Source organism: Pseudarthrobacter sp. IC2-21, from assembly GCF_034048115.1.
In the GTDB taxonomy this organism is placed as follows: Bacteria; Actinomycetota; Actinomycetes; order Actinomycetales; family Micrococcaceae; genus Arthrobacter; species Arthrobacter naphthalenicus.
The window spans coordinates 572,385-594,245 of record NZ_CP139145.1 but is presented as its reverse complement, the minus strand read 5'-3'; the positions used below and the strand labels follow the sequence as shown (position 1 = coordinate 594,245).

Genomic DNA, 21,861 nt, shown 5'->3' with positions numbered 1-21,861 from the left:
CATGAACTCCCCTGACAGCAAGAATGGCACCACCCGGGACGGTCCGCCCTTGGGCGTGGCGATGATCGGATACGCCTTTATGGGCAAGGCCCACTCCAACGCCTGGCGGAACGTCGCAGCCTTCTTCGACGTCCCGGCCTTCGAGCAAAAAGTGCTCGTGGGCCGGGACGCCGGGCAGGTAGCGGCGGCAGCCTCGAAATACGGCTGGACTGAATCCGCGACGGACTGGCGCTCAGTCCTGGAACGGGACGACATCCACATCGTGGACATCTGCGCACCGGGCTGGATGCACGCCGAGATCGCCATCGCGGCGCTCGAGGCCGGCAAACACGTCCTCGTGGAGAAGCCCCTGGCCAACACGCTGGCCCAGGCTGAAGCGATGGCCGATGCCGCCCGGTCCGCCCGGGAACGCGGCGTCCAGTCCATGATCGGCTTCAACTACCGGCGCGTCCCGGCCCTGGCCCTGGCCCGGGAATTCATTGCTGAAGGGCGGCTGGGTACGGTGCGGCACGTCCGCGCCGCCTACCTGCAGGACTGGCTGGTGGACGCCGACTCCCCCATGACATGGCGGCTGAACAAGGAAACCGCCGGTTCCGGCGCGCTGGGCGACATCGCTTCCCATGCGATCGACCAGGTCATGTTCCTCCTCGGCGGCTCCGTCACCGAAGTTTCGGGCCGGCTGCACACCTTCGTTTCCAGCCGCCCCGGGGCGGAGGGCCCCGAGGAGGTAACGGTCGACGACGCCGCCTGGGCCACGCTGACCCTGGACACCGGGACCATCGCCTCCGTGGAGGTATCCCGGATGGCCACCGGGCAGAAGAACTCCCTGAAGCTGGAAATTTACGGGGACAAAGGTTCCCTCCTGTTCGATCTGGAAACCATCAACGAACTCGGCTTCCTGGATGCCACTGTTCCCATCCGGGAACAGGGTTTCCGGCGGATCCTGGTGAATGAACCGGAACATCCCTACATGGACGCCTGGTGGCCGCAGGGCCACGTGATCGGATGGGAACACACCTTCACCCACGAGATCCGGGACTTCCTCACCGCCATCCACGGCGGCGCCGCGCCGTCGCCGTCGTTCGAAGAGGGCCTGGCCGTGCAGCGGGTACTGGCCGCGATCGAAGAGTCCGCCAACGCCAAATCCTCCATCATCCAACTCACCACCGCAGCCGTCCCCGCCACCGAAGGAGCCTGACATGCCCCGCCCGTACACCCTGTTCACCGGCCAGTGGGCCGACCTCCCCTTTGAGGAAGTGGCCAAACTGGCGTCCGGCTGGGGCTACGACGGCCTTGAAATCGCCGTCTCCGGTGACCACCTGGACGCCTGGCGCTGGGACGAGCCCGGCTACGTCGAGTCCAAACTCGCCGTCCTGGAGAAGTACAACCTGAAGGTCTGGGCCATCTCCAACCACCTCAAGGGCCAGGCCGTGTGCGATGACCCCATTGACTTCCGCCACGAGGCAATCGTGGGGTCCAAGGTCTGGGGCGACGGCGATCCCGAAGGCGTCCGCCAGCGCGCCGCCGAGGAAATGAAACACACCGCGCGGCTCGCCAAAGCCCTCGGCGTGGACACCGTGGTGGGCTTCACCGGTTCCTCGATCTGGCAGTACGTGGCCATGTTCCCGCCCGTCCCGGAAAAAGTCATCGACGCCGGCTACCAGGACTTCGCCGACCGCTGGAACCCCATCCTGGACGTCTTTGACGAGTGCGGCGTGAAGTTCGCCCACGAGGTCCACCCCTCCGAAATCGCCTACGACTACTGGACCACCGTCCGCACCCTCGAAGCGATCGGCCACCGCGAAGCGTTCGGCCTGAACTGGGACCCCTCCCACATGATGTGGCAGGGCATGGATCCCGTCTCGTTCATCTGGGACTTCAAGGACCGGATCTACCACGTGGACTGCAAGGACACCAAGCTCCGGCAGACCGGACGCAACACCGTGCTGGGCTCCCACCTGGCCTGGGGCGACCCGCGCCGCGGCTGGGACTTCGTGTCCGCGGGCCGCGGGGACGTCCCCTGGGAATCCTCGTTCCGGGCTCTCGCGGCGATCGGCTATGACGGGCCGATCTCCATCGAATGGGAGGACGCAGGCATGGACCGTCTCCACGGGGCGCCCGAAGCTCTTGCCGCGCTGAAGAAGTTCGACTTCCCGGCGTCGAACACGTCCTTCGACGCCGCCTTCAGCTCCAAGGACCAGGCCCCCGCCACGTGAACCGCACCCTGCAGGCCGGCCGGCGGCTGTGGGTCAATGACCCATCAAAGGACTGAACGCATGACCCAAGGCAACGGCACGTCGGACGGAACAATCCGCTGGGGAATCCTCGGCACCGGCTTCATCGCCGCCCTGCAAACCCGTGACCTGAACGAACATGGTTTCACCGTGCAGGCTGTTGGCTCCCGTTCACTGGATTCGGCCAGGGCGTTCGCGGAACAGCACGGTGTGCCTGCCGCGCATGGCAGCTACGAGGCCCTGGTTGCAGACCCCGCCGTGGATGTTGTCTACATCGCCACCCCGCACCCGTTTCACCACGCCAACGCCCTGCTGGCTCTCAATGCCGGGAAGCACGTGTTGGTGGAGAAGGCCTTCACCATGAATGCCCGCGAAGCTCGGGAGGTTTTCGACCTGGCCGCGTCCAGAGGCCTGGTGGCCCTGGAGGCCATGTGGAGCCGTTTCCTCCCGCATATGATCCGCCTGCGTGAAGTCATCGCGGACGGCACCATCGGTGAGGTCCGGAAAATCATTGCCAGCCACAACCAGGATCTCCCCAAGGATCCCGGGCACCGGCTCAACGATCCTGCCCTGGGCGGCGGAGCGTTGCTGGATCTGGGCGTCTATCCTGTCTCCTTCGCCATCGACATCCTCGGAACTCCGGACACTATCCGGGCCGGCGCGTCCATGACGGCAACCGGCGTGGACCGCCAAACCGCGGCAATCTTCGGGTACGGAACGGGGCAGCAGGCCATCATTGACTGCGAGCTTGACGCGGCCGGGCCCAACCGCGCCGTGGTGCTCGGGACGGACGGATGGATCGACGTCGAACCCACCTGGTACAACCCCACGCCCTTCACCGTTTTTGATGGACAAGGCAACGTCCTCGAGCGGTTCGACCTGCCGGTGAGCGGCCGGGGCATGCAGTACCAGGCAGCCGAACTGGAACGGCTGATCCGGTCCGGTTCCGCTGCCGGAACAATTCTGCCGCCGGATCAGAGCGTCGCGGTGATGGCCGCGATGGACGAGATCCGCCGCCAGATCGGGCTGCGCTACCAGACGGACGCCGTGGCGGATAAACACTGAGCGTCCCGGCGGGCGGTTAGAGTTTTCTGCATGACCCACACCATCCGAAACGCTGTAGCGGACGACGCCGGTGCGCTCGCCGAACTCGCCGCGGTCACGTTCCCGCTGGCGTGCCCGCCGTCGTCCTCACCGGAGGATATCGCCGCGCACCTGGCCAATACGCTCAGCGAGGAGCACTTCCGGAGCTACCTCGCGGACCCGGACATCACGGTTCTAGTGATCGACGCCGGCGGCAGCCTGCGCGGTTACAGCCTCCTTGTGAACCGTCCCGCTGCGGACGCGGACGTGGCGGCGGCATTGACGCTCCTGCCGTCCATGGAGCTCAGCAAATGCTATGTCCACCCCGGGCACCACGGCCTGGGCGCGGCGGCGGAACTCATGCATGCCAGCCTCCAGGCGGCCGCCGCGGCGGGCGCAGCCGGCGTCTGGCTGGGCGTCAACAACCAGAATGCCCGGGCCGTGCGCTTCTACGAGAAGTCCGGCTTCCGGAAGGTGGGCAGCAAATCCTTCAGGCTGGGAAGCACCGTGGAACACGACTTCGTCATGGAACGCGCCGTCTCCTAGCCGCCTGCCCTGCCTAGCCGCCCGCCCTGCCGCCCAGGCCCTCGTCCAGCGGCGGACGCGGCTCCTTCAGCAACTTCAGCTCCGGCGGGAGGCCCTCGATGTTTCCCTCGGTGCGGTTGGCGGTGATGGAGATCCTGGCATGGCCCAGCCGAACGTTGTCGGCCCTGAAGTCGCCCTTGTCCTGAGCGAGGAACGGGGCCAGATGGACAACGCCGCGGGTGAAGTCCGGATCAAAACGCAGCAGGATACGGGCCAGCTGGATGGGCGCCGCGGCCGCCCAGGCCTGCGGGGAGCACGCCGTCGGATAGGGCACCGGCCCGGAATATTCGCTGCGGTCAAACCCGCAGAACAGCTCCGGAAGCTGCCCGTCGAAGTAGGCCGCGGCATCAAAGATCCCCCGCGCCACGCGCTTGGCCTCGGCCACGAAGCCGTAGCGCATCAGGCCGGTGGCCACTAGCGCCGAGTCGTGCGGCCATACCGAACCGTTGTGGTAGCTCACCGGATTGTAGGCGGCCATGTCCGAGGCAAGCGTCCGGATGCCCCAGCCGGTGAACATCATTGGTGACATGAGCCGCTCCACCACCTGCGGCGCTTTGTCCTCATCCACGATGCCAACCCACAGGCACTGGCCCATGTTCGATGTGCACGAGTCCACCGGCTTCTTGTCCTTGTCCAGGGCAAGGGCGAAGTAGCCTTTGTCCGGCAACCAGAACGTCTCGTTGAAGGCCTTCTTCAGCGTGGCTGCGCGCTCCGCCCAGCGGTGCTCGGTTTCGGTGTCACCCAGGGAGCGTGCCAGCAGTGAGCGGGCCACGTACGCGGCGTAGACGTAGCCCTGGACCTCGCACAGGGCAATGGGCGGCTCAGCCATCCGGCCGTCCGCGAAATTGACCCCGTCCCAGGAATCCTTCCAGCCCTGGTTCACCAGCCCGTGGGTGTTGGGCCGCAGGTACTCCACAAACCCGTCACCGTCGCGGTCCCCGTACTTCTCGATCCATTCCAGGGCACGGTCTGCATGCGGCAGGAGGGAGTCCACGATGTCATCGGACAATCCCCACCGGCTGAGTTCGCCCAGGACGCTGACGAACAACGGCGTGGCGTCAGCAGTTCCGTAATAAGCCGTCCCGCCCAGGGACAGGCCTGCGGTCACACCCAGGCGGACCTCGTGCGGGATGCGGCCGGGCTGTTCCTCGGAATCGTTATCCACCTTCGTGCCCTGGAGGGCGGCGAGGGTCTGCAGGGTTCCGGCGGCCAAGCTGGAATCCACCAGCATGGCCATGTAGGAAGACAGCAGCGAGTCCCGGCCAAAGAGTGCCATAAACCAGGGCGCTCCGGCGGCCACGGCAACACGGTCCGGATGCTCGGCGTCGAAAATCCGGAGCAGGCCCAGATCCGTCTGGCTCCTCTCCAGCGTGGACTCGATGCTGCTGTCCGCCAGGGAAAGCCGCGGTACGTTCTCTTCCCACGCCCGTTGCCGCTGGACCCCGAGCCGGAGCCGGGGCAGGCCCGCCTCCGTGAACGGGTCAGCCGGAGCCGCACCGTTGATCAGGGGAACCACAATAACGCTGGTGGACCACTTGCCGCGTGCCGGAATGTGGGCGCGGAACCGAAGGGCATCGGTGCTGACCTCGGCGCCGGCGGCCCGGATGGCGGTGCCCCGGCGCTGGCCGTTGCGGACCGCATCGATGAGGAGCTCGCCGTCGGAACTGCGCCGGATCACCTCGGCGCCCTGCGACGGGCGGCCGCCCTTGACGTCGAAAAGGTCGGCCTGATCGGCGTCCACCAGAAGTTCAATCTCGCAGCTGACGGCCTCGGACGAATAATTCTCCAGGGTGATATCGTCCTGCATTCCCGGGCCCACGTGGCGTTCCTGGCGGACAACAAGGGGGCTGTCGAAGCGTCCATCCGGCCATTTGGCGCGCCCCACGAAGGTGGCCTCATAGGCGTCCGGCCGGTGCGCCACCAGCGGTTCGCGGAGGGCGCCGTTGATTCGAAGGATCCACCGCGACACAATCCGGGTGTCCTGGTAGAACGCGCCGCTTGTGCCGCCGTCGTTGTTCATGTCCCCGCTCGGGGCGGAGATGCAGAACGATGACCCTTCCACCAGGGTTACCGCTTCGGAGCCGCCGATATCAGCTTCCGTGTCGGCGTTCCATGCAGTCATGACGGCCCTCCTTGCCTCGGTGCCTCACTGCCGCCGGGGGGCCATCGATTCTCCGCCCAGGGCCTGGACAACTGTTCCCCCTCCTCGATTCTGCTGCACGAAGGAACGGTCAGGAACCCCTGCAGCCTGACTCTTTTCAACGAGTTTTGCGTACAGGTCCAGGTGGTTCCGGACCATCCGTTCGGTGCTGAACAGCTTCAGCGCCCGCTCCCGGCAATGGGACCTGTCCAGCGATGCCGCAAGGGGCAACATGGTGTGCAGTTCCTCGGTCACGGCCAGGTAGCCGGTCTTGCCGTCGTCCACGATTTCAGGGGCCGACCCAATGGGGGTTCCAACCACCGGAGTGCCGGTGGACAGCGATTCGATCATGACCAGGCCAAAGGGTTCGTGCCACTGGATGGGGTTCAGGAAGGCGATCGCCTCGCCCATGAGCCGATATTTTTCCGCATCCCCGATCTCGCCCAGGAACTCCTCATTGGGGCCGAGCAGCGGCTCAACCACGCTGTGGAAGTACTCCACTTCCGCCCGCTCCCGGATCTTTGCCGCGATCCGCAGCGGAATTCCGGCGCGCCGGGCAATCTGGATGGCTTCCACCACTCCTTTGTCAGGGCACATTCTGCCCACAAAACAGGCATAACCGCCCTGGCCCGAACCAACCGGGACGGCGGCAACGTCCATGCCGTGATGGATCACGCGCGTGATGGGCACGTCCGGCACAAGGGAAGCCTGGTCCCGTGAAATGGCGATAATGGCCGTGTCCGCGGCCATGGTCCGGTACAGGTCAGCGGAGGACGGGATGAGGGGGCCGTGGATGGTGGTCACCACCGGTGCCCCCGACGCCCGCCGGGCCAGCAGAGGCCCCGCCAGGGTGTGGTCGTGAATGATGTCCACATCCTCGCCCAGGCCTTCATAAGCCCTGATGACGTGGCTCAGTTCTGAGAGCGAAAGCCCCATTTCCGTCGGTTCGGAGGGTCTCATGCCCGGCGCCAAAGGCACCGGACAGGTGCTGTCCGAAGCCGCGGCCAGCACCACTTCGTGCCCGGCCGCCGTGAATCCCCGGGCGAGGAGGTCAACAACCCTTTCTATGCCGCCGTATCCCGAGGGCGGGATGGGAATCCAAGGTGCTGCAATCAGTCCAATACGCATGCTTTCCTCCGCAAAGGATCACATGCCACGCCCCCAGACCTGGCGTGTGAGCTATCAGTCGAAGGCCTTTGCTTGACCTTTTGTTCTGACTATTACCCCGGCCGGGGTGCGTTTTCAACCCCCAGCTGTGACAGGTCCAACACCCTGCCGGGGAATGGCCGCGGGAGCTGCGCCGTTGTGTCAGGCATGAAGATAGAGATCTGGTCAGACGTTGCGTGCCCGTGGTGCTACATCGGCAAACGCCGGTTCGAAGCTGCCTTGTCCGAGTTCCCGCACCGCGATTCGGTTGATGTCACTTGGCGCAGCTACCAGCTGGACCCCAGTCTTCCGGAGCACTACGACGGCACCGAGCTTGAGTACCTGAGCAGGATCAAGGGCATGCCGCACGCGCAGGTTTCGCAGATGTTTGAGCACGTCACCGGGCAGGCCAAGGCTGAAGGCCTCAACTACCGTTTTGACCAGGTGGTGGTGGCCAACAGTTTCACGGCCCACCGCCTGATCCACCTGGCTGCCGAACATGGCCGGCAGGATGCTGCCAAGGAACGGCTCCTGAGCGACCACTTTGAGCACGGCAAGGACATCGGCAGCCGGGAGTACCTGACGGAGCTGGGCCTTTCGCTGGGCCTGGACGCCGGCGCGGTGGAGGAGTTGTTCACCACGGAGAAGTACTCCGACGACGTCCGCTTCGACTTTGAGGAAGCCCGTGCCCTGGGCATCACCGGGGTGCCGTTCTTCGTCATCGACCGCAAATACGGGCTCTCCGGGGCACAGCCCGCCGAAACCTTCACCGCAGCGCTGACCCAGGCGTGGCAGGAGACCAACCCGCTGGTGCTGGTCAACGCGGCGGACGGTGAAGCCTGCGGCCCTGACGGCTGCGCCGTCTAAGGTCCCGCTGCTCACGGGCGGCGGGGCGCCACGGACCCCGCCCCGGGGCTGCGATGCCCGATTTTACTGACACATCACGATAAAGTGTCTGCATGCCCAGGATTTCGGCGGCCACCAACGCCGCTCAACGAGCCGACACGCAGCGCCGGATCCTGACCGCCTTTGGTGAACTCCTCTTCACCCACGGCCTGCCCGGCCTGACCATGACGGACGTCGCCCGGCACGCCGGGGTGGGACGGACCGCGGTCTACAACTATTACGCGGACATTGAAGAGCTGCTGATCTCCTACGCTTTGGATGAGACCGAGCGGTTTCTCGCCGAGCTGCGGGACGCCCTGGCCGCCGTGGACAACCCGGTCGAACGGCTGGCGCTCTACGTTCGCACCCAGGTGGAGGACCTCAGCCGCCGCCACCTCCCGCCCGGACCTGCGATGGCAGCGGTGCTCTCGCCGTCGTCCTTTGCCAAACTGGCGGACCACGTGGGTGAACTGAGCGTCATGCTGCAGGGCATCCTGCGTGACGGCATGGCGCAGGGCTACCTGCCGGAGGCGGACATCGGCCAGCTTGCGCAACTGATCCACGGGACGCTGTCCTCCAGTGCCGCGCGCGGCAGCAACGAACCCGCCGAGCTGGAGGCGCGGATCGCCAGGACGGTCCGGTTCATCCAGTTGGGTGCCGGAGCCAGGTTCGACGCCGGGAGCGCGCCGCTGCGCGTTCGCTAAGGCGAGGGTGTCGCCGTCGGAAGGACGGGCCACTTGGCGTCGTCAGCGATCCGGCGGCTTTCCCGCGGACAGCTGAGCTTCCCGGGAGTCTGATCCACCCGGTCCGCCGCGGCAAGCTCTTTGTAGTCCCCGGAAAGAATCACGTCCACGCTCGCATCCGACCGGCCGTCCTGGAAGTAGTCGGAGCCCGGCACGTTCCGCTGGACGGTGAAGGCCGCGGACTGCCCGGCCGCACCGGAGACCACCGCGGCCACGCCACGGTAACCCGCTTCGGTGTTTGCCACGTTACCCACCACAAACTTCCGAGCGAGGAGTTCGTCCGCCACCGTGCGGGCCAGCCCGGGGCGGCTGGTGGAGTTGAAGACGTTGACGTTCACTTTCTCGGGCGGCACATAATCATAGGTGGCCGCCGGACAGGCACTCTGCGGCGCTTCACTGGCGGCCGGCGCGGGCAGCTTCAGGTGGCCGTTGATGATGGCGAACGCGGTGATGACGCCCCCGGCGATCAAACCCAGCAGCAGGACCAGCACCATGCCGTGAATTACCCTGCGCCGCACGCGGATGGGGTCGTCCGGATCATCGGCGGCTTCAAAAGTTGCCCGGAGTTCCGGCCCGGTCACCACCCGATGGCCGTGCAGGATCCGGGCGTCCTTGGGTTTCCTAGCCATCTATCACCAGCACGCGGGCATGGATTGCGGTGCGCTGGTGCAGCGCGGTCCGGACGGCGCGGTGCAGGCCATCCTCCAGGTAGAGGGTTCCCTGATACTGCACCACGTGCGGGAAAAGGTCGCCAAAGAACGTCGAGTCCTCCGCCAGCAGCGCTTCAAGGTCCAAGGTCCGTTTAGTGGTTACCAATTCGTCCAGGCGCACCGGGCGCGGGGGCAGCGACGCCCACTGTTTGGGCGTGCTGAAACCATGGTCAGGGTACGGGCGTCCCTCGCCCACAGCTTTGAAGATCACCATGCAACCCTAGGCACCCGGGCGGCACAAGAGAAGAGTCATGCCCGCGCCGTTCCAAGGTTGTAGCCAAACAGTGACCAACCGTTACTGGAGCAGGGCCCCGCGGCCTGCCACACCGGGCAACACACCCGGACCTAGGCCCTTGGCTGACACAATGGAGGCATGACCGCATCCGATTTTCCGGCCCGCCCCGCCCCCGGCGTGCGCCTGCTGTCCACCCCGCCACTCGCCCTTCTGCTCGACGTTGACGGCCCCGTGGCGAGCCCGGTTACCCGCGACGTGCAGCCGGGCATCATCGCTGACATGGTTGCCCTGGCCAGCGCCGGCATTCCCGTTATTTTCAACACCGGCCGCTCCGATGCCTTTATCCGCGAACAGGTTATGGAACCCATGATCGCCGCAGGCATGCCGGCGGGAACCGTCATCCACGCCATCTGCGAAAAGGGTGCGGTCTGGTTCAGTTACACCGCAGCCGGCGCGGGCCCCGTCCACGTTGATCAGGAACTGGCCGTTCCCAAGGCCTACGGCGATGACGTCCGCTGGCTGGTGGCCGAGGACTATTCGGCCCATATGTTCTTCGATGAGACGAAGCGTGCCATGGTTTCGGTTGAGCAGCACATCGAAGTACCCTCCGCCGAGTACCTCGCCGAACAGGCGCTCTTCGACACCGACGCGATGGACCTGATGGCGCGCCATGGCCTGGGGGTGGTCCGGCTGGACCACCACGCGCCGAATTCCGACGACGCCGTGGACTACCGCGTGGACCCCACCATTATTTCCACCGACATTGAGTCCGTGCGGCTGGGCAAGGACCTGGGCGCCAGCCGCGCCGTCGAGATGCTCGCAGCGCAGGGCATCACGCCGCTGGCGTGGCGGACCATGGGCGACTCCCGCACGGACTACGCCATGGCCGACTGGCTGCACCACAACGACCATCCGGTGAAGCACATCGACGTCCGTCCCGCGGACGGCGTCCCGGTCAAACCCTACGATGTTCTCACCGCCGCGGACCTGGGACTTGACAGCAATGTGATCCACGACGACGCCGGCGCGGCTTTCCTCCGGAAGTGGCGGGAGGCGGTGGGCAGCTGAGCCGCGTTCCGCCTCCTGTAAACGGTCCCGTTTTGAGGCTACCGCTATCATTTCAAGTAAGAACGCTTACCAGTTAATCGCGACGGAGACAACCATTACAGAAGCACCCGTTACAGAAGCAGCTGTCCAGGATGAGATCTACTACGGCGGACAGGCGTCGGTAGAACCGCGAACGCATGCGGAGGTCACCTCTCCCGCTGCTGAAGCCAGGCTCAAGCACCGCGAGGACGTGGTCCGGCACAAGGGCCGGTATGCCCTCATCAACCACAACCGGACGCCATACCAGGCCATGGTTGAGGATCTGCTCTTCCTGCGCAACGTCCTGGCCGGCGCCGGGCTGGACTACCTCCTGGTCCGCGGCAACAATGACCGCCCGGTCATCGCCCTGGACTGGAAGAACCGCAAAAAGCTGCGGGCAGCCCTGGTTGCCGCCTGCCGTAACGAGCCCGTTTACTCCATGACGGTTGACGCGAAGAAGAAATCCTCTGTCCTGGTGGCCGACGGCGAACTTTCCCGCAACCGGCAGGCGCGCATCTTCCGGATTTACCGTCCCCGGGTGGAGCCCGACGGCGGCTTCGAGTTCGGCTCCTCCGCCGGCGTCCAGATTGAGCTCTGGAGCTTCGACGGTAACGAGATCACCCTGCCCATCGAGAACTCCCTCACCCGGCGCACCATGCTGGCACAGGATGCCGTCCGCGGGACGGTGGAGCGTTACGGCCACTCCTGGCCCACCATCGAGAACATGTTCGCGGACCACGCCAGCGACATCAGCTTCGATATTGATCTGGTGTTCTCCTGGGTGGACGGCAGTTCTCCCGAATACATCGCAGCCCGCCGGGCCCAGCAGAAGGACGTAGTCCTCGGCGAGGGCGACGATCATGAAGCCCGGTTCCGGCAGATCAACGAACTCAAGTACGCCCTGCGCTCGGTGTACATGTTTGCACCGTGGATCCGCCGCATTTTCATCGCCACGGACTCGCCTGCGCCGGAGTGGCTGGCCGAGCACCCGTCCGTGACCATCGTCCGCAGTGAGGAGTTCTTTTCGGATCCGTCCGTGCTGCCGACGCACAATTCCCAGGCAGTGGAATGCCAGCTGCACAACATCGAGGGGCTCTCGGAGCACTTCCTCTATTCGAACGATGACATGTTCTTCGGCCGGCCGGTGGGTCCCGATCTGTTCTTCACACCGGGCGGGATCACCAAATTCATTGAGGCCGAGACGCGGATCGGGTTGGGCGACAACGACGCCGAACGCAGCGGTTTCGAAAACGCCGCCCGGGTGAACCGCAAGCTCCTCTGGGACCGCTTCGGGCGCATCACCACCCGGCACCTTGAGCACACTGCGGCGCCCCTGCGGCGCAGCGTGGTGGCCACCATGGAACAGGAGTTTCCGGAGGAATTCCGGAAGACCGCCGCCAGCCGGTTCCGTGCTGCGGACAACATCTCGGTGACCAATTCGTTCTACCACTACTACGCGCTGCTGACCGGCCGTGCCGTCACCCAGACGGCGGCCAAGGTGCGCTATGTGGATACCACCATGCGGGCCGGGCTGAACTACCTGCCCAAACTCCTGGCCAAACGAAACATGGACTTCTTCTGCCTCAACGACGGCAGCTTCCCGGAAGTCCCGGCGGACGAGCGGGCCGAACTGGTGACCGACTTCCTGGAGAAGTACTACCCCATCAAGGCGCCCTGGGAGCTCTGACCGGGGCGGGTGCCGCTACGTGGCGTAGGGCAACGCAACCTTCGTGGGCGATGCGACTTTGGCTTTCTCCGGTATGGTGACTCCGGCTGCGGCCAGGCGCCTGGCGCTCATTTCCGCGGTAACGTGCTCGCCCACGGTGGGCATGCTCCCCACCGGGACCACGGAGTGAACAATGGTGTGCTCGTACACGTGGACCAGGTTGAACGCCTGGCCGCCGTCCTGGCCACGGGTGCCGCCGACACCGACGTTAAGATCCTGCGTGTAACAGGTGGCTGAGGCCACGGACACCGGAATGCCCGCAAAGGTGGCGGTGGTTGAATAATGCAGGTGCCCCGCGAGAATGCTCCGGACGTCCGAGTTGCGGACCACTGCGGCCAGGTTCGCCTGGTCGCGCAGTTCCACCAGGACGGCCAGATCCAGGACGGACGGAACCGGCGGGTGGTGGAGTGCAAGGATGGTGCCGTCGGGCGCCGGCGTCTCCAGCTCGCGGGCCAGCCACTCCAACTGTGAGGTACTCAGCTCACCGTGGTGGTAGCCCGGGACTGAGGTATCCAACGTGATGACGCGCAAGCCGTTGACGAAGTAGCTGTGGTCCACGGGTGAATCGCTGGCCGGCTGATCCAGCAGGCCGGTGCGGAAGTTGGCGCGGTTGTCGTGGTTGCCCATGGCCCAGATGACCTGAGCACCCAGGTCCTTGCACGCGGGGTCCACGATTGCCCGCAGCTTTGAATACGCCTCGGGATGGCCCTGGTCGGCAAGGTCGCCGGTGAAGATCACGGCCTCGGGCCGGGCCCCGGACGCCCGGACTTCGTCGAAAAGCTGTATGAGCTTGGCTTCGCTGTCAACTGCGCCGTAGAGGGGATCCGGACCTCCCATCAGGTGGGGGTCGCTCAGGTGAAGAAGGAAGTGGCGCGGCCGGGGGTGTTCGGCCTCGATGTGCTTCATTGCTGCCTCTGTGGTCGGTGGGAAACGGCGCTTCCCTTCTACCCTTCAGTAACTATTATCCAACCAGACATTGGGGAAATTTGAAGTTAATTTCCCCCGGCAAGTTGGAAAATGCCAAAAGAATTAGGCTTTTGAATGAGATGAGGTGCTCTTCGGTTCATCAAATTCGGCCAGCGCCTGCTGAATTGCTTCGAGGATCTCCGGAGAGTCGGGAACTACGGTGGGGGCGAAGCGTCCCACCACCTCACCCGTGCGGCTAATCAGGAACTTCTCAAAGTTCCACTTGACCAGGCCCGGCAGCACGCTGGTCTTGAACTTGGTCAGTTCCGCGTAGAGCGGATGCTGGTCCTTGCCCCGCACATTGGCCTTGGCGGTCAGCGGGAACGTCACGCCGAAGTTCCGCTCGCAGAACTCGGCGATCTCGCCGTCCGTGCCCGGTTCCTGGCCCGCGAACTGGTTGCACGGCACGCCGAGGATCTCAAACCCCTGGTCCCGGAACTTCTCATAGAGAGTCTCGAGGCCGGCGTATTGCGGTGTCAGGCCGCACTGCGACGCCACGTTGACCACCATCACCACGTTTCCCTTGAACCGGCCGAAGTCAGTCGGGGTGCCGTCGTTGAGCATCAGCGGGATGGTGTACAGAGAGGTCACAGCGCCGTCCTTGGTGAGGTTGGTCATGCAGGTGATTCGTTGCCAACCATCAACAGTACGGGCGGACGCTGGGAGTTTTCTGTCAGTGCTTCGCCGGCGCGGTCGCCGGGGACGTGGTTGGCGTTTCCCCCGGCTGCTCCGACTGCTCCGACTCGGAGGGAGACCGCCGTGCCGGCGACGATGTGGCGCCGGGGACGGCGGCCGTTGGCGCCACCGGGGCGGTTGTCGCTGTGGGTGATGCCGGCCGGGTCGCCGGAGGGGCGGTGGCGGTACGGGAAGCAGACGCGGTGGGCGTCGCAGACGCAGTTGCCGTAACCGTCGGCGTCGGAGTCACGCTCTGCGTTCCGGTGGCCGTACCCGTTGGCGAAGGCGTCGCAGTTGCCGTTCCCGTTGCTGTCCCCGTTGGCGACGGCGTCGAAGTTGCCGTACCTGTTGCTGTCCCCGTTGGCGACGGCGTCCCCGTTGCCGTACCCGTCGGCGACGGCGTCGAAGTTGCCGTCCCTGTTGCTGTTCCCGTTGGTGACGGCGTCCCGGTCGGCGTGCCCGTCGGCGACGGCGTCCCCGTTGCCGTACCCGTCGGCGTCGGCGTCCCGGTCGGCGGCCCCGTCGGCGACGGCGTCGAAGTTGCCGTTGGCGTGGCGGAAGGGGTCGGCGTCGGCTGAGCCTGGGCGGCGGGCGGCGGCGCAGGCAGTTCGTTATCACCGTGGAGAACCGTGTGGCTGTTGTCTGCGGCAACGGGGATCGCCCACGGCAAAGCGGTTCCGGCATCCGCGGCCTTGCCTTCGTAGCTGACCATCGCAATGTCCGCCAGCATGTCCACCTGGTGGATGGGCAGGAGCGTCCAGTTCAGAGGACTGGTATGGATCCCGTGGAGGATGGTCTCAAAATGCAGGTGGCAGCCCGTGGACCACCCGGTGGTGCCCACGCGTGCAATGATCTGGCCCACCTGCACGGTATCCCCCGTCCGGACGGCAATCGCCTGCAGGTGGTTGTAGGTGGTGATCAGCCCGTTGCCGTGGTCAATCTCCACGCGGTTTCCGCCGCCCCATGGGTGCCAGCCAGCGGCGCGGACCACGCCCGTGTCGGCCGCATAGACCCTGGTGCCGCACCCGGCGGCAAAATCCTGGCCCAGGTGGAAGTCCCCGAGGTGGCCCGTGATGGGACTGATGCGGAACCCGAAGGGTGAACTCGCCGTGAGTTCTTCAAGGGGGGCCATCAGGGAGCCTTCCGGCGGTCGCTGCAACTGGGCGGAGGCCACATTCAGCGGAGCCTTACCGTCCCTTGCGATCGTTCTGACAAGGGTGCGGCCAAAGGGAACAAGCGCCCTTCCGTCCGTCAGGAAGGCTGGAGTCAAGGCCGGCGCAGAAACGTAACCGGTGGCAGCCTCCGGCAAAGCGCCCGCGTGTTGGAGCGGCGGGAGGGCGGGAAGCCCTAGAGCGAAAGAAGCCGTGACCATGGCGGCGCAGGCCGCCAAGGCGCGTACCGCCGTCGCGCAGGCGCCTGGAGATTCTGTGTCCCGGCCGGAACCCCAATGATTTCCCACTCGCTGACTCCCGGTTGGCCCGTCGGACCCCAATCCGGACGGACTTTCCATCCCATGGGACCACACGCGCCCCATGCCTGTGAACCCCGTAAACGTCATTCGTGGGCTATTTGTGGCTCTGCGGAAACCCACCTCCGCACGGTCATCGGCAAGAATGGGATATGCACAATTTCCTCAGGGAATGGCAGGGCGAACTGAAGCGCGTCTTCACAGGAAGCGCGGACGCCCTGCCTGAGTGGGTTCCTGGGCTGGCGGACGGGAACGACGCCGGATATCACCTTCCGGGTTCAGCTGTCTGGGCGGTGCACGGGTCCATGACCCCGATCGTCGCCGGCATCCGCGCGCTGCTTATGCAGTCGCTGCACCCCGCCGCGTTGGCCGGCATCCACGAGCATTCCGATTTCCGCGCAGATCCGCTCAGAAGGCTCGCCCGGACCATCCAGTGGATCTTTACCGTCACGTACGGCTCCACAGCCGCCGCCGAGCAGGCTTCGGCCAGGGTACGGCGCCTGCACGTGCCGGTCCAGGGCAGCTATAGCGACCGGCACGGTGTCCGGCACACCTATTCGGCCAACGATCCCGACCTGGCCCGCTGGGTACACCTCGCGTTTGTGGACGCATTCCTTGCAGCCCACAAAATCTGGGGCGGCAGTATCCCCGGTGGTCCTGACGCGTACGTCCGTGAATGGGCCCAGGCGGGACGGCTGATGGGAGTGGCGGATCCGCCGCTGAGCGAAGCTGAGATGAAGCTGCAGCTGGACAGCTACTACAGCAGCGGCGAACTGCTGGCGGACAGCCGGGTGGCCGAGACCGTCGGCTTCATCCGCAACCCGCCACTGTACCCCATGCTCCGGCTGGGGTACCGGATTTTCTTCGCCGGCGCCGTCTACAGCCTGGAACCTCGCTTCCGCCAGATGCTGGGGCTCAAGGTTCCACGGCTGGGGCCCTTCCCGCTCCCGGTCAGGCTGGCCACCAAGGTGACCCTCGGCGTCGTACGCCTTGCCCTGGGGCGGGGCCCCGGACCAAGCGAGCAGGCCGCCCGGCGGCGGCTCCGCCGGCTCGGCTATCAGGCCGGGTAGCGGGTCCGATACAGCAAAAACCCGGCCCTGACAGGTCAGGACCGGGTTTTCGTTTGGCGGAGAATGGGGGATTTGAACCCCCGAGGGCGTTAACCCAACACGCGTTCCAGGCGTGCGCCATAGGCCGCTAGGCGAATTCTCCAGCTGCTTCTGAATCAAAAGCAGGTACTAGACTACCTGAACTTTCCAGCATCGCCCAATCGGGCTCTTTCCGGCCTCCTGGAATGGCCGTTAACGTCAAAATGGACGCCCCCAATGCGCCCATTCCCACGGAACACCGTTGAGCTGCCGGGTCCAGCCCTCCAGCCAGGCCCCGCAGCTCACAACCTTGAGATTGCCCCAATCGGTGTACATACCCATGATCGGCCCTGCCCGCCGGATAAGCAATGAAAATAGCTCCCCTTTACCAGGGTGCTTTGGCAGGATGAAGCCATGACACAGCTGCACGCCATGGTGGCTTACGTTCCGGAGTCCCACGCTGAGTCGCTCCTCCAGGCAATTGGCGAGGCCGGCGCAGGGCGGATCGGAAACTATTCGCATTGCTCCTTTGTAGCGCCGGGGACAGGCCGGTTCACGCCGCTGGATGGCGCCCGGCCCTATATTGGCGCCGTGGGATCGGGCGAACGGGTGCCTGAGCTCCGGGTTGAGTGCGTTGTGGAGGAAGAGATGCTCGACGCCGTTGTGCTGGCACTGCGCGCCGCCCACCCCTACGAGGAACCGGCATTCATGACCTGGCCCGTCAACGGCTGGCGACGGTAAGGCGTGAAAGGGAAGCAGCTGCCAGGCCTGCCGTGGCGCCGGTTCGAGCCGCAGCAAAAGTTCGGGTAAAGTTGTCTGCGGCCCCTCATGTGGCGTCATCCTGTTGAACTCCCCCAGGACCGGAAGGTAGCAAGGGTAAACGGGCTCTGGCGGGTGCATGAGGGGTCTTTACTATTCCCCCACAGGGCGACCGCCAGCGGGGGATCTGATTGTCTGCCCGGATTGGTAGGGTTTTTACGTGACTGTTACAACCACCGCCCTGTACCGCAGATACCGTCCGGACTCCTTCGCTGACGTTATCGGGCAGGAACACGTCACGGAGCCGCTGATGACGGCCCTGCGCAAAAACAGGGTGAATCACGCCTATCTCTTTTCCGGTCCGCGCGGCTGCGGCAAGACCACCTCCGCCCGCATCCTGGCCCGCTGCCTGAACTGCGCCCAGGGCCCCACGGACACGCCCTGCGGAACCTGCCCCAGCTGTGTTGAACTTGCCCGCGGCGGCCCGGGGTCCCTCGACGTCATTGAGATCGATGCCGCCAGCCATGGCGGCGTGGACGATGCCCGCGATCTTCGCGAACGCGCAACCTATGCCCCGGTCCGTGACCGCTACAAGATCTTCATCATCGATGAGGCCCACATGGTCACGCCGGCCGGCTTCAACGCGCTCCTCAAGATCGTCGAAGAACCGCCGGAGCACATCAAGTTCATCTTCGCCACCACGGAGCCGGACAAAGTCATCGGCACCATCCGCTCGCGCACCCACCACTACCCCTTCCGGCTGGTGCCGCCTGAGCCGCTGATGGCGTATCTGGAACTGTTGTGCAACCGGGAAAACGTACCGGTGGCGCCGGGCGTGCTGTCCCTGGTGGTCCGGGCCGGCGGCGGATCCGTCCGCGACTCACTGTCCGTGTTGGACCAGCTCATGGCCGGCGCCGGAGCCGACGGTCTTGACTATGAGCTCGCCGTGGCCCTCCTCGGCTACACCCACGCATCGCTGCTCGATGATGTAGTTGAGGCCGTTGCCGCTTCCGATGCCGCCACGGTCTTCAAAGCAGTGGACCGTGTCATCCAGACCGGCCACGATCCGCGACGGTTCGTCGAGGACCTACTGGAACGCTTCCGCGACCTCATCATCGTCCAGGCCATGCCCGAAAGCGCCCAGGTCATTCTGCGCGGCATGCCGGCGGACCAGATCGCCCGCCTCCAGAACCAGGCGCATAACCTCGGTGCCGCCGAACTCTCACGTGCCGCGGATGTCACCAACACTGCGCTGACCGAGATGACCGGTGCCACGTCGCCCCGGCTACACCTTGAACTTCTCTGCGCCCGGATCCTGCTGCCCAGCTCGGAACAGACCGAACGCGGAATCGCTGCGCGGATCGACCGTGTGGAGCGCCGTCTGAACTACGCCGGGGGCGAGGACGCTGCGCCGCCGGCAGGTGCCCCGGGTTCAGCCGTACGCGTCCCGGCAGCGCCGGGTTCAGCGCCAGCCGCCCGGGTGCACGCTGCGCCCGTTCCGCCTGCCCCCGCGCCCGCAGTGCCGCTTCAACCCGCGCCGCTGCAGGCAGCGCCGGTACAGGCAGCGCCAGTACAGGCAGCGGCCGCTCCGGGAGTGCCTGCGCAAGCGACACCGGTTCCAGAGAGAGCCGCCGCCTCGGCGCCGGCCACCTCCCCCGGCCCGGACCCTGTCCGGCAGCCGGAAATTAGCGCCGCCGACGCAAGGACACCGCTGACGCCGCCACGGGTCAGCACCAGCGATTGGCCCGTGGACGAGAACTCGGGTGCCCGGCCGCAGGCTGAGGCCCGCACCCGGCAGTCAGAGGCCCGTCCCCCGGCTGAGGCCCGCACCCAGCAGGCAGAGGCGCGGCCCGAGACAGCGGTGCAGCAGCGGCCCGGTTCATCCGCGCCTTCGGCTCCCGCTGGCCCCGCTGCGACAGGTGACGTTGAGGTCCTGCGCCGCGCGTGGCCTGAGATCCTCCAGACACTGTCCAAGATCAAGCGCAGCACCTGGGCCCTGGTGGAACCGAATGCCCAGGTGGGCACCTTCGACGGTCAGGTCCTGACCCTTGCTTTCACCACCACTGGTTTGGCCGGCGCGTTCGGCCGGGCTGACCATTCGGAGAACCTCCGGCAGGCGATCCACAAGACGGTGGGAATCGACTGCCAGATCACGGCCGTCGCCGGGGGCGCCAACAGCTCAGCGAGCTCTGAGCCAAACCCAAAAGCACCCGTTAGCGCCCAGGCCCCGCCAAGCTCCGCAATCGCACCAAGCTGGGCAGATGTCGCCTGGGGGCTGGCCCCCGCAGGCGTTGCTGCTACGGCCCCCGGCCAGGCCGCGCCACCAGCCCAAGCACCGGCACCGGCACCGGCACCCAGTCAACCCCAAGTCGCGGCAGCCACCCCGGCCGCCGGCCAAGAATCTTCGGCTGTCCCGCCCCCGTCCCAGGTCCCGGCCCCGGCTGCGACGACGGCTTCAACGGCTCCCGAACCGGCCGCATCAAGCACGGCCGCCGTCGAGCCTGCAGCAGAGACGCCGCACGGAAGGAACGGGCTGGAGCAGCAGGTCCAGCAGCCTCCCGTCGAGCCTGAGGCCGGCTCTTACGCCTACTCCGATGACGACTGGGGTCCCCCGCGGGACGAGGATGCGCCTCCTCTCGACGAGGAACCGCCCCTGGACTGGGATCCTTCTACTCCGCCCGAACCGCGGCGCGTCACGCCACAAGCCCGGCCGGCTGCGGCGAAAGACGGTAAACGGCCACCCCGGCCCGGTAGCGTGGGGTCCGTCTCCGGCAGTGCGCCAACGACCGCCGCTGCGGGCGTCGTCGCGCCCTCACCCGATACCTCCCATGACCCTTGGGGCCGCGCCGTGGAGCAGGCGCCGGGCGTTTGGGTGGTGGGCACCGAGCCCAACGTTGGGAAGAGCCCGGCAGCATCCGTCCCGGACGAAGCCGCTGCAACGCCCGCACCTGACTACGAGCCCGCCACTGCCCAGATCCCCGCAGCTTCGGCCCGCACACAGTCGGCAGCAGACGCCAGCTGGGGCCTGCCGCCCGCGTCATCCAGCCCTTCTTCGGATCATTCCGCGGCCGCCGTCCGTTCAGCGGATACCGGCTCGTCCGGAATCAGCGGAGGCGAGGTCCCCGCGGCCCGCGTGGCTACGGCCGAGCCCCCCGCATCTCCGGCGGGGTTCCCGCCGGCTCGCGTTCCTTCAGCGGACGCCGGGACGCCGCAAAGCCCCGCGGCCGGGCATGCCGCCGCCGGGGCAGGAGCACCGGGAAGCCCGTCCCCGGACGGGGGCGCGGTTGCCCCCGCACCGGCCGAGGTCCGCGAGTATGCCATGGCGTCGACGGCGCCCGTGGCATCAGCTGCGGCGCCGGCACCCTTGCAGCCGGCACCGGCCACATCTGCTTCGGCTGCCCAGGCCCGGCAAAGCCTCTACCAGCGGCTCTCCAATAGTCCCGAGGCCGAGGCCGGGCGTGCCAAGGCTCCTGCCCGTGCGGCGGCCGCGACGTACGTTCAGGACATCCCGAGCGCGGACGACGAGACCATCGAGGAATCGGGCGTCTTCGGACGTGCCGCCGTCGAGCGTATTCTGGGCGGGAAGCTGATCGAGGAGCGCTCCCCGGACGGAACCCCGATCGTTCCCCGTTTCTAGGCACAGTGTTTCCAGGCACAGTGTTTCCAGGCCCCGGCGCCGCCGGGGCACCCCGCTCCATTCATCATCCGAGCCAAACCAAAAGAGGAAAACGTGTACGAAGGCGCAGTCCAAGAGCTGATCGACGAGCTCGGACGCCTTCCCGGCGTAGGTCCAAAGTCGGCCCAGCGGCTGGCGTTCCACATTCTCGAAGCCGACCCGCAGGATATGAAACGCCTCGTGGAGGCGATCACCACGGTCAAGGAACGGGTGAAGTTCTGCACGGTCTGCGGGAACGTCACCGAGCAGGAACTGTGCAACATCTGCCGGGACCCCCGGCGTGACCCCTCCGTCATCTGCGTGGTGGAGGAATCCAAGGACGTCCTGGCGGTGGAGCGCACCCGGTCCTTCCGGGGCCGGTATCACGTGCTGGGCGGGGCCATCAATCCGATCGCCGGTGTGGGACCGGAACAGTTGCGGATCCGTGAACTCCTGACACGGCTGAACGATGGCGCCATCCAGGAAGTCATCATTGCCACCGACCCCAACCTCGAGGGTGAAGCGACGGCGACTTACCTCGCCCGGATGCTGAAGACCATCGGCATCGCCGTCACCCGCCTTGCCTCCGGGCTGCCCGTCGGCGGCGACCTTGAGTACGCGGACGAAGTCACCCTTGGCCGGGCCTTCGAGGGCCGCCGCAACGCCCTGACCTAGGC

The 21,861-nt window shown here is 66.1% G+C and carries 19 protein-coding genes, 1 tRNA gene, 1 other RNA gene and 1 pseudogene; 14 read left to right on the top strand and 8 right to left on the bottom strand.

Annotated features, from left to right (window positions below):
- Position 1 precedes the first annotated feature (1 nt).
- Genes SBP01_RS02830 through SBP01_RS02815 form a run of 4 tightly spaced genes read left to right on the top strand, consistent with a single transcriptional unit; the run spans position 2 to position 3,863 of the window.
- Positions 2-1,198 (top strand): Gfo/Idh/MocA family oxidoreductase, encoded by a 1,197-nt coding sequence (locus SBP01_RS02830; RefSeq protein ID WP_320537409.1) that lies wholly within the window; start codon positions 2-4, stop codon positions 1,196-1,198.
- 1 nt (position 1,199) lies between these two features.
- Positions 1,200-2,216: a sugar phosphate isomerase/epimerase family protein gene (locus SBP01_RS02825; protein WP_275214115.1), complete on the top strand. Its 1,017-nt coding sequence runs from the start codon at positions 1,200-1,202 to the stop codon at positions 2,214-2,216.
- Between the two features lie 60 nt (positions 2,217-2,276).
- Positions 2,277-3,299: a Gfo/Idh/MocA family oxidoreductase gene (locus SBP01_RS02820; RefSeq protein WP_320537408.1), complete on the top strand. Its 1,023-nt coding sequence runs from the start codon at positions 2,277-2,279 to the stop codon at positions 3,297-3,299.
- 30 nt (positions 3,300-3,329) lie between these two features.
- Complete coding sequence (locus SBP01_RS02815; protein WP_275214114.1) at positions 3,330-3,863, top strand: GNAT family N-acetyltransferase; 534 nt, start codon at positions 3,330-3,332, stop codon at positions 3,861-3,863.
- Positions 3,864-3,876: 13 nt separating this feature from the next.
- Here the strand turns inward: SBP01_RS02815 and SBP01_RS02810 are convergent, their stop codons facing one another.
- Both SBP01_RS02810 and SBP01_RS02805 read right to left on the bottom strand, forming a co-directional pair.
- Positions 3,877-6,024, bottom strand: coding sequence for a glycogen debranching N-terminal domain-containing protein (locus tag SBP01_RS02810; protein ID WP_275214113.1), 2,148 nt, complete (start codon positions 6,022-6,024; stop codon positions 3,877-3,879).
- Positions 6,025-6,048: 24 nt separating this feature from the next.
- Complete coding sequence (locus SBP01_RS02805) at positions 6,049-7,170, bottom strand: glycosyltransferase family 4 protein (protein WP_320537407.1); 1,122 nt, start codon at positions 7,168-7,170, stop codon at positions 6,049-6,051.
- Between the two features lie 186 nt (positions 7,171-7,356).
- Here SBP01_RS02805 and SBP01_RS02800 point away from each other — a divergent pair, with 186 nt between their 5' ends.
- Positions 7,357-8,055, top strand: coding sequence for a DsbA family oxidoreductase (locus SBP01_RS02800; RefSeq protein WP_320537406.1), 699 nt, complete (start codon positions 7,357-7,359; stop codon positions 8,053-8,055).
- A gap of 92 nt (positions 8,056-8,147) precedes the next feature.
- A complete protein-coding gene (locus SBP01_RS02795; protein ID WP_320537405.1) occupies positions 8,148-8,777 on the top strand; it encodes a TetR/AcrR family transcriptional regulator in 630 nt (209 codons plus the stop codon).
- On the opposite strand, the gene SBP01_RS02790 is transcribed toward SBP01_RS02795, so the two are convergent.
- Both SBP01_RS02790 and SBP01_RS02785 read right to left on the bottom strand, forming a co-directional pair.
- Complete coding sequence (locus SBP01_RS02790; RefSeq protein WP_320537404.1) at positions 8,774-9,445, bottom strand: LytR C-terminal domain-containing protein; 672 nt, start codon at positions 9,443-9,445, stop codon at positions 8,774-8,776. The genes SBP01_RS02795 and SBP01_RS02790 overlap by 4 nt on opposite strands.
- On the bottom strand, positions 9,438-9,737 hold the full coding sequence (locus SBP01_RS02785; protein ID WP_275214150.1) for a type II toxin-antitoxin system VapB family antitoxin: 300 nt from the start codon (positions 9,735-9,737) through the stop codon (positions 9,438-9,440). Before SBP01_RS02785 ends, SBP01_RS02790 begins: the two co-directional genes overlap by 8 nt.
- A gap of 162 nt (positions 9,738-9,899) precedes the next feature.
- On the opposite strand from SBP01_RS02785, the gene SBP01_RS02780 reads away from it, so the two are divergent.
- Entirely contained in the window at positions 9,900-10,829 is a 930-nt protein-coding gene (locus tag SBP01_RS02780; protein ID WP_320537403.1) for a hypothetical protein, read from the top strand.
- Between the two features lie 229 nt (positions 10,830-11,058).
- A complete protein-coding gene (locus SBP01_RS02775; protein WP_320537402.1) occupies positions 11,059-12,534 on the top strand; it encodes a stealth family protein in 1,476 nt (491 codons plus the stop codon).
- Positions 12,535-12,549: 15 nt separating this feature from the next.
- On the opposite strand, the gene SBP01_RS02770 is transcribed toward SBP01_RS02775, so the two are convergent.
- Together SBP01_RS02770 and SBP01_RS02765 are read right to left on the bottom strand one after the other, a co-directional pair.
- Positions 12,550-13,479, bottom strand: coding sequence for a phosphodiesterase (locus tag SBP01_RS02770; RefSeq protein ID WP_320537401.1), 930 nt, complete (start codon positions 13,477-13,479; stop codon positions 12,550-12,552).
- 123 nt (positions 13,480-13,602) lie between these two features.
- Positions 13,603-14,157 carry a glutathione peroxidase gene (locus tag SBP01_RS02765; RefSeq protein ID WP_275214106.1) on the bottom strand — a complete coding sequence of 185 codons (555 nt, stop codon included), beginning with the start codon at positions 14,155-14,157 and terminating at the stop codon, positions 13,603-13,605.
- Between the two features lie 86 nt (positions 14,158-14,243).
- Between SBP01_RS02765 and SBP01_RS02760 the strand changes: the two genes are divergently transcribed.
- Positions 14,244-14,792, top strand: a complete 549-nt coding sequence (locus SBP01_RS02760; protein WP_320538416.1) for a hypothetical protein — start codon at positions 14,244-14,246, stop codon at positions 14,790-14,792.
- A 257-nt stretch (positions 14,793-15,049) separates the two neighbouring features.
- Here the strand turns inward: SBP01_RS02760 and SBP01_RS02755 are convergent.
- Positions 15,050-15,346, bottom strand: a pseudogene (locus SBP01_RS02755) (M23 family metallopeptidase); the annotation flags it as partial.
- A gap of 488 nt (positions 15,347-15,834) precedes the next feature.
- Here SBP01_RS02755 and SBP01_RS02750 point away from each other — a divergent pair.
- On the top strand, positions 15,835-16,752 hold the full coding sequence (locus tag SBP01_RS02750; protein WP_320537400.1) for an oxygenase MpaB family protein: 918 nt from the start codon (positions 15,835-15,837) through the stop codon (positions 16,750-16,752).
- Between the two features lie 54 nt (positions 16,753-16,806).
- Here the strand turns inward: SBP01_RS02750 and SBP01_RS02745 are convergent.
- Positions 16,807-16,894: transfer RNA gene (locus SBP01_RS02745), tRNA-Ser, on the bottom strand.
- A gap of 290 nt (positions 16,895-17,184) precedes the next feature.
- Between SBP01_RS02745 and SBP01_RS02740 the strand changes: the two genes are divergently transcribed.
- From SBP01_RS02740 to recR, 4 genes are all read left to right on the top strand, one after another.
- A complete protein-coding gene (locus SBP01_RS02740) occupies positions 17,185-17,511 on the top strand; it encodes a hypothetical protein (RefSeq protein WP_320537399.1) in 327 nt (108 codons plus the stop codon).
- Between the two features lie 76 nt (positions 17,512-17,587).
- An RNA gene (ffs, locus tag SBP01_RS02735) (signal recognition particle sRNA small type) lies at positions 17,588-17,684 on the top strand.
- A 65-nt stretch (positions 17,685-17,749) separates the two neighbouring features.
- On the top strand, positions 17,750-21,166 hold the full coding sequence (locus SBP01_RS02730; protein WP_414004255.1) for a DNA polymerase III subunit gamma and tau: 3,417 nt from the start codon (positions 17,750-17,752) through the stop codon (positions 21,164-21,166).
- A 93-nt stretch (positions 21,167-21,259) separates the two neighbouring features.
- Complete coding sequence (gene recR / locus SBP01_RS02725; protein WP_164202505.1) at positions 21,260-21,859, top strand: recombination mediator RecR; 600 nt, start codon at positions 21,260-21,262, stop codon at positions 21,857-21,859.
- Positions 21,860-21,861: the final 2 nt, after the last annotated feature.

What these genes read in the sequence shown, in the direction of transcription:
- SBP01_RS02830 (WP_320537409.1), top strand. Translation starts at nt 2, where the DNA reads ATGAACTCCCCTGACAGCAAGAATGGCACCACCCGGGACGGTCCGCCC.
- SBP01_RS02825 (WP_275214115.1), top strand. Translation starts at nt 1,200, where the DNA reads ATGCCCCGCCCGTACACCCTGTTCACCGGCCAGTGGGCCGACCTCCCC.
- SBP01_RS02820 (WP_320537408.1), top strand. Translation starts at nt 2,277, where the DNA reads ATGACCCAAGGCAACGGCACGTCGGACGGAACAATCCGCTGGGGAATC.
- SBP01_RS02815 (WP_275214114.1), top strand. Translation starts at nt 3,330, where the DNA reads ATGACCCACACCATCCGAAACGCTGTAGCGGACGACGCCGGTGCGCTC.
- SBP01_RS02810 (WP_275214113.1), bottom strand. Translation starts at nt 6,024, where the DNA reads ATGACTGCATGGAACGCCGACACGGAAGCTGATATCGGCGGCTCCGAA.
- SBP01_RS02805 (WP_320537407.1), bottom strand. Translation starts at nt 7,170, where the DNA reads ATGCGTATTGGACTGATTGCAGCACCTTGGATTCCCATCCCGCCCTCG.
- SBP01_RS02800 (WP_320537406.1), top strand. Translation starts at nt 7,357, where the DNA reads ATGAAGATAGAGATCTGGTCAGACGTTGCGTGCCCGTGGTGCTACATC.
- SBP01_RS02795 (WP_320537405.1), top strand. Translation starts at nt 8,148, where the DNA reads ATGCCCAGGATTTCGGCGGCCACCAACGCCGCTCAACGAGCCGACACG.
- SBP01_RS02790 (WP_320537404.1), bottom strand. Translation starts at nt 9,445, where the DNA reads ATGGCTAGGAAACCCAAGGACGCCCGGATCCTGCACGGCCATCGGGTG.
- SBP01_RS02780 (WP_320537403.1), top strand. Translation starts at nt 9,900, where the DNA reads ATGACCGCATCCGATTTTCCGGCCCGCCCCGCCCCCGGCGTGCGCCTG.
- SBP01_RS02770 (WP_320537401.1), bottom strand. Translation starts at nt 13,479, where the DNA reads ATGAAGCACATCGAGGCCGAACACCCCCGGCCGCGCCACTTCCTTCTT.
- SBP01_RS02765 (WP_275214106.1), bottom strand. Translation starts at nt 14,157, where the DNA reads ATGACCAACCTCACCAAGGACGGCGCTGTGACCTCTCTGTACACCATC.
- SBP01_RS02750 (WP_320537400.1), top strand. Translation starts at nt 15,835, where the DNA reads ATGCACAATTTCCTCAGGGAATGGCAGGGCGAACTGAAGCGCGTCTTC.
- SBP01_RS02740 (WP_320537399.1), top strand. Translation starts at nt 17,185, where the DNA reads ATGACACAGCTGCACGCCATGGTGGCTTACGTTCCGGAGTCCCACGCT.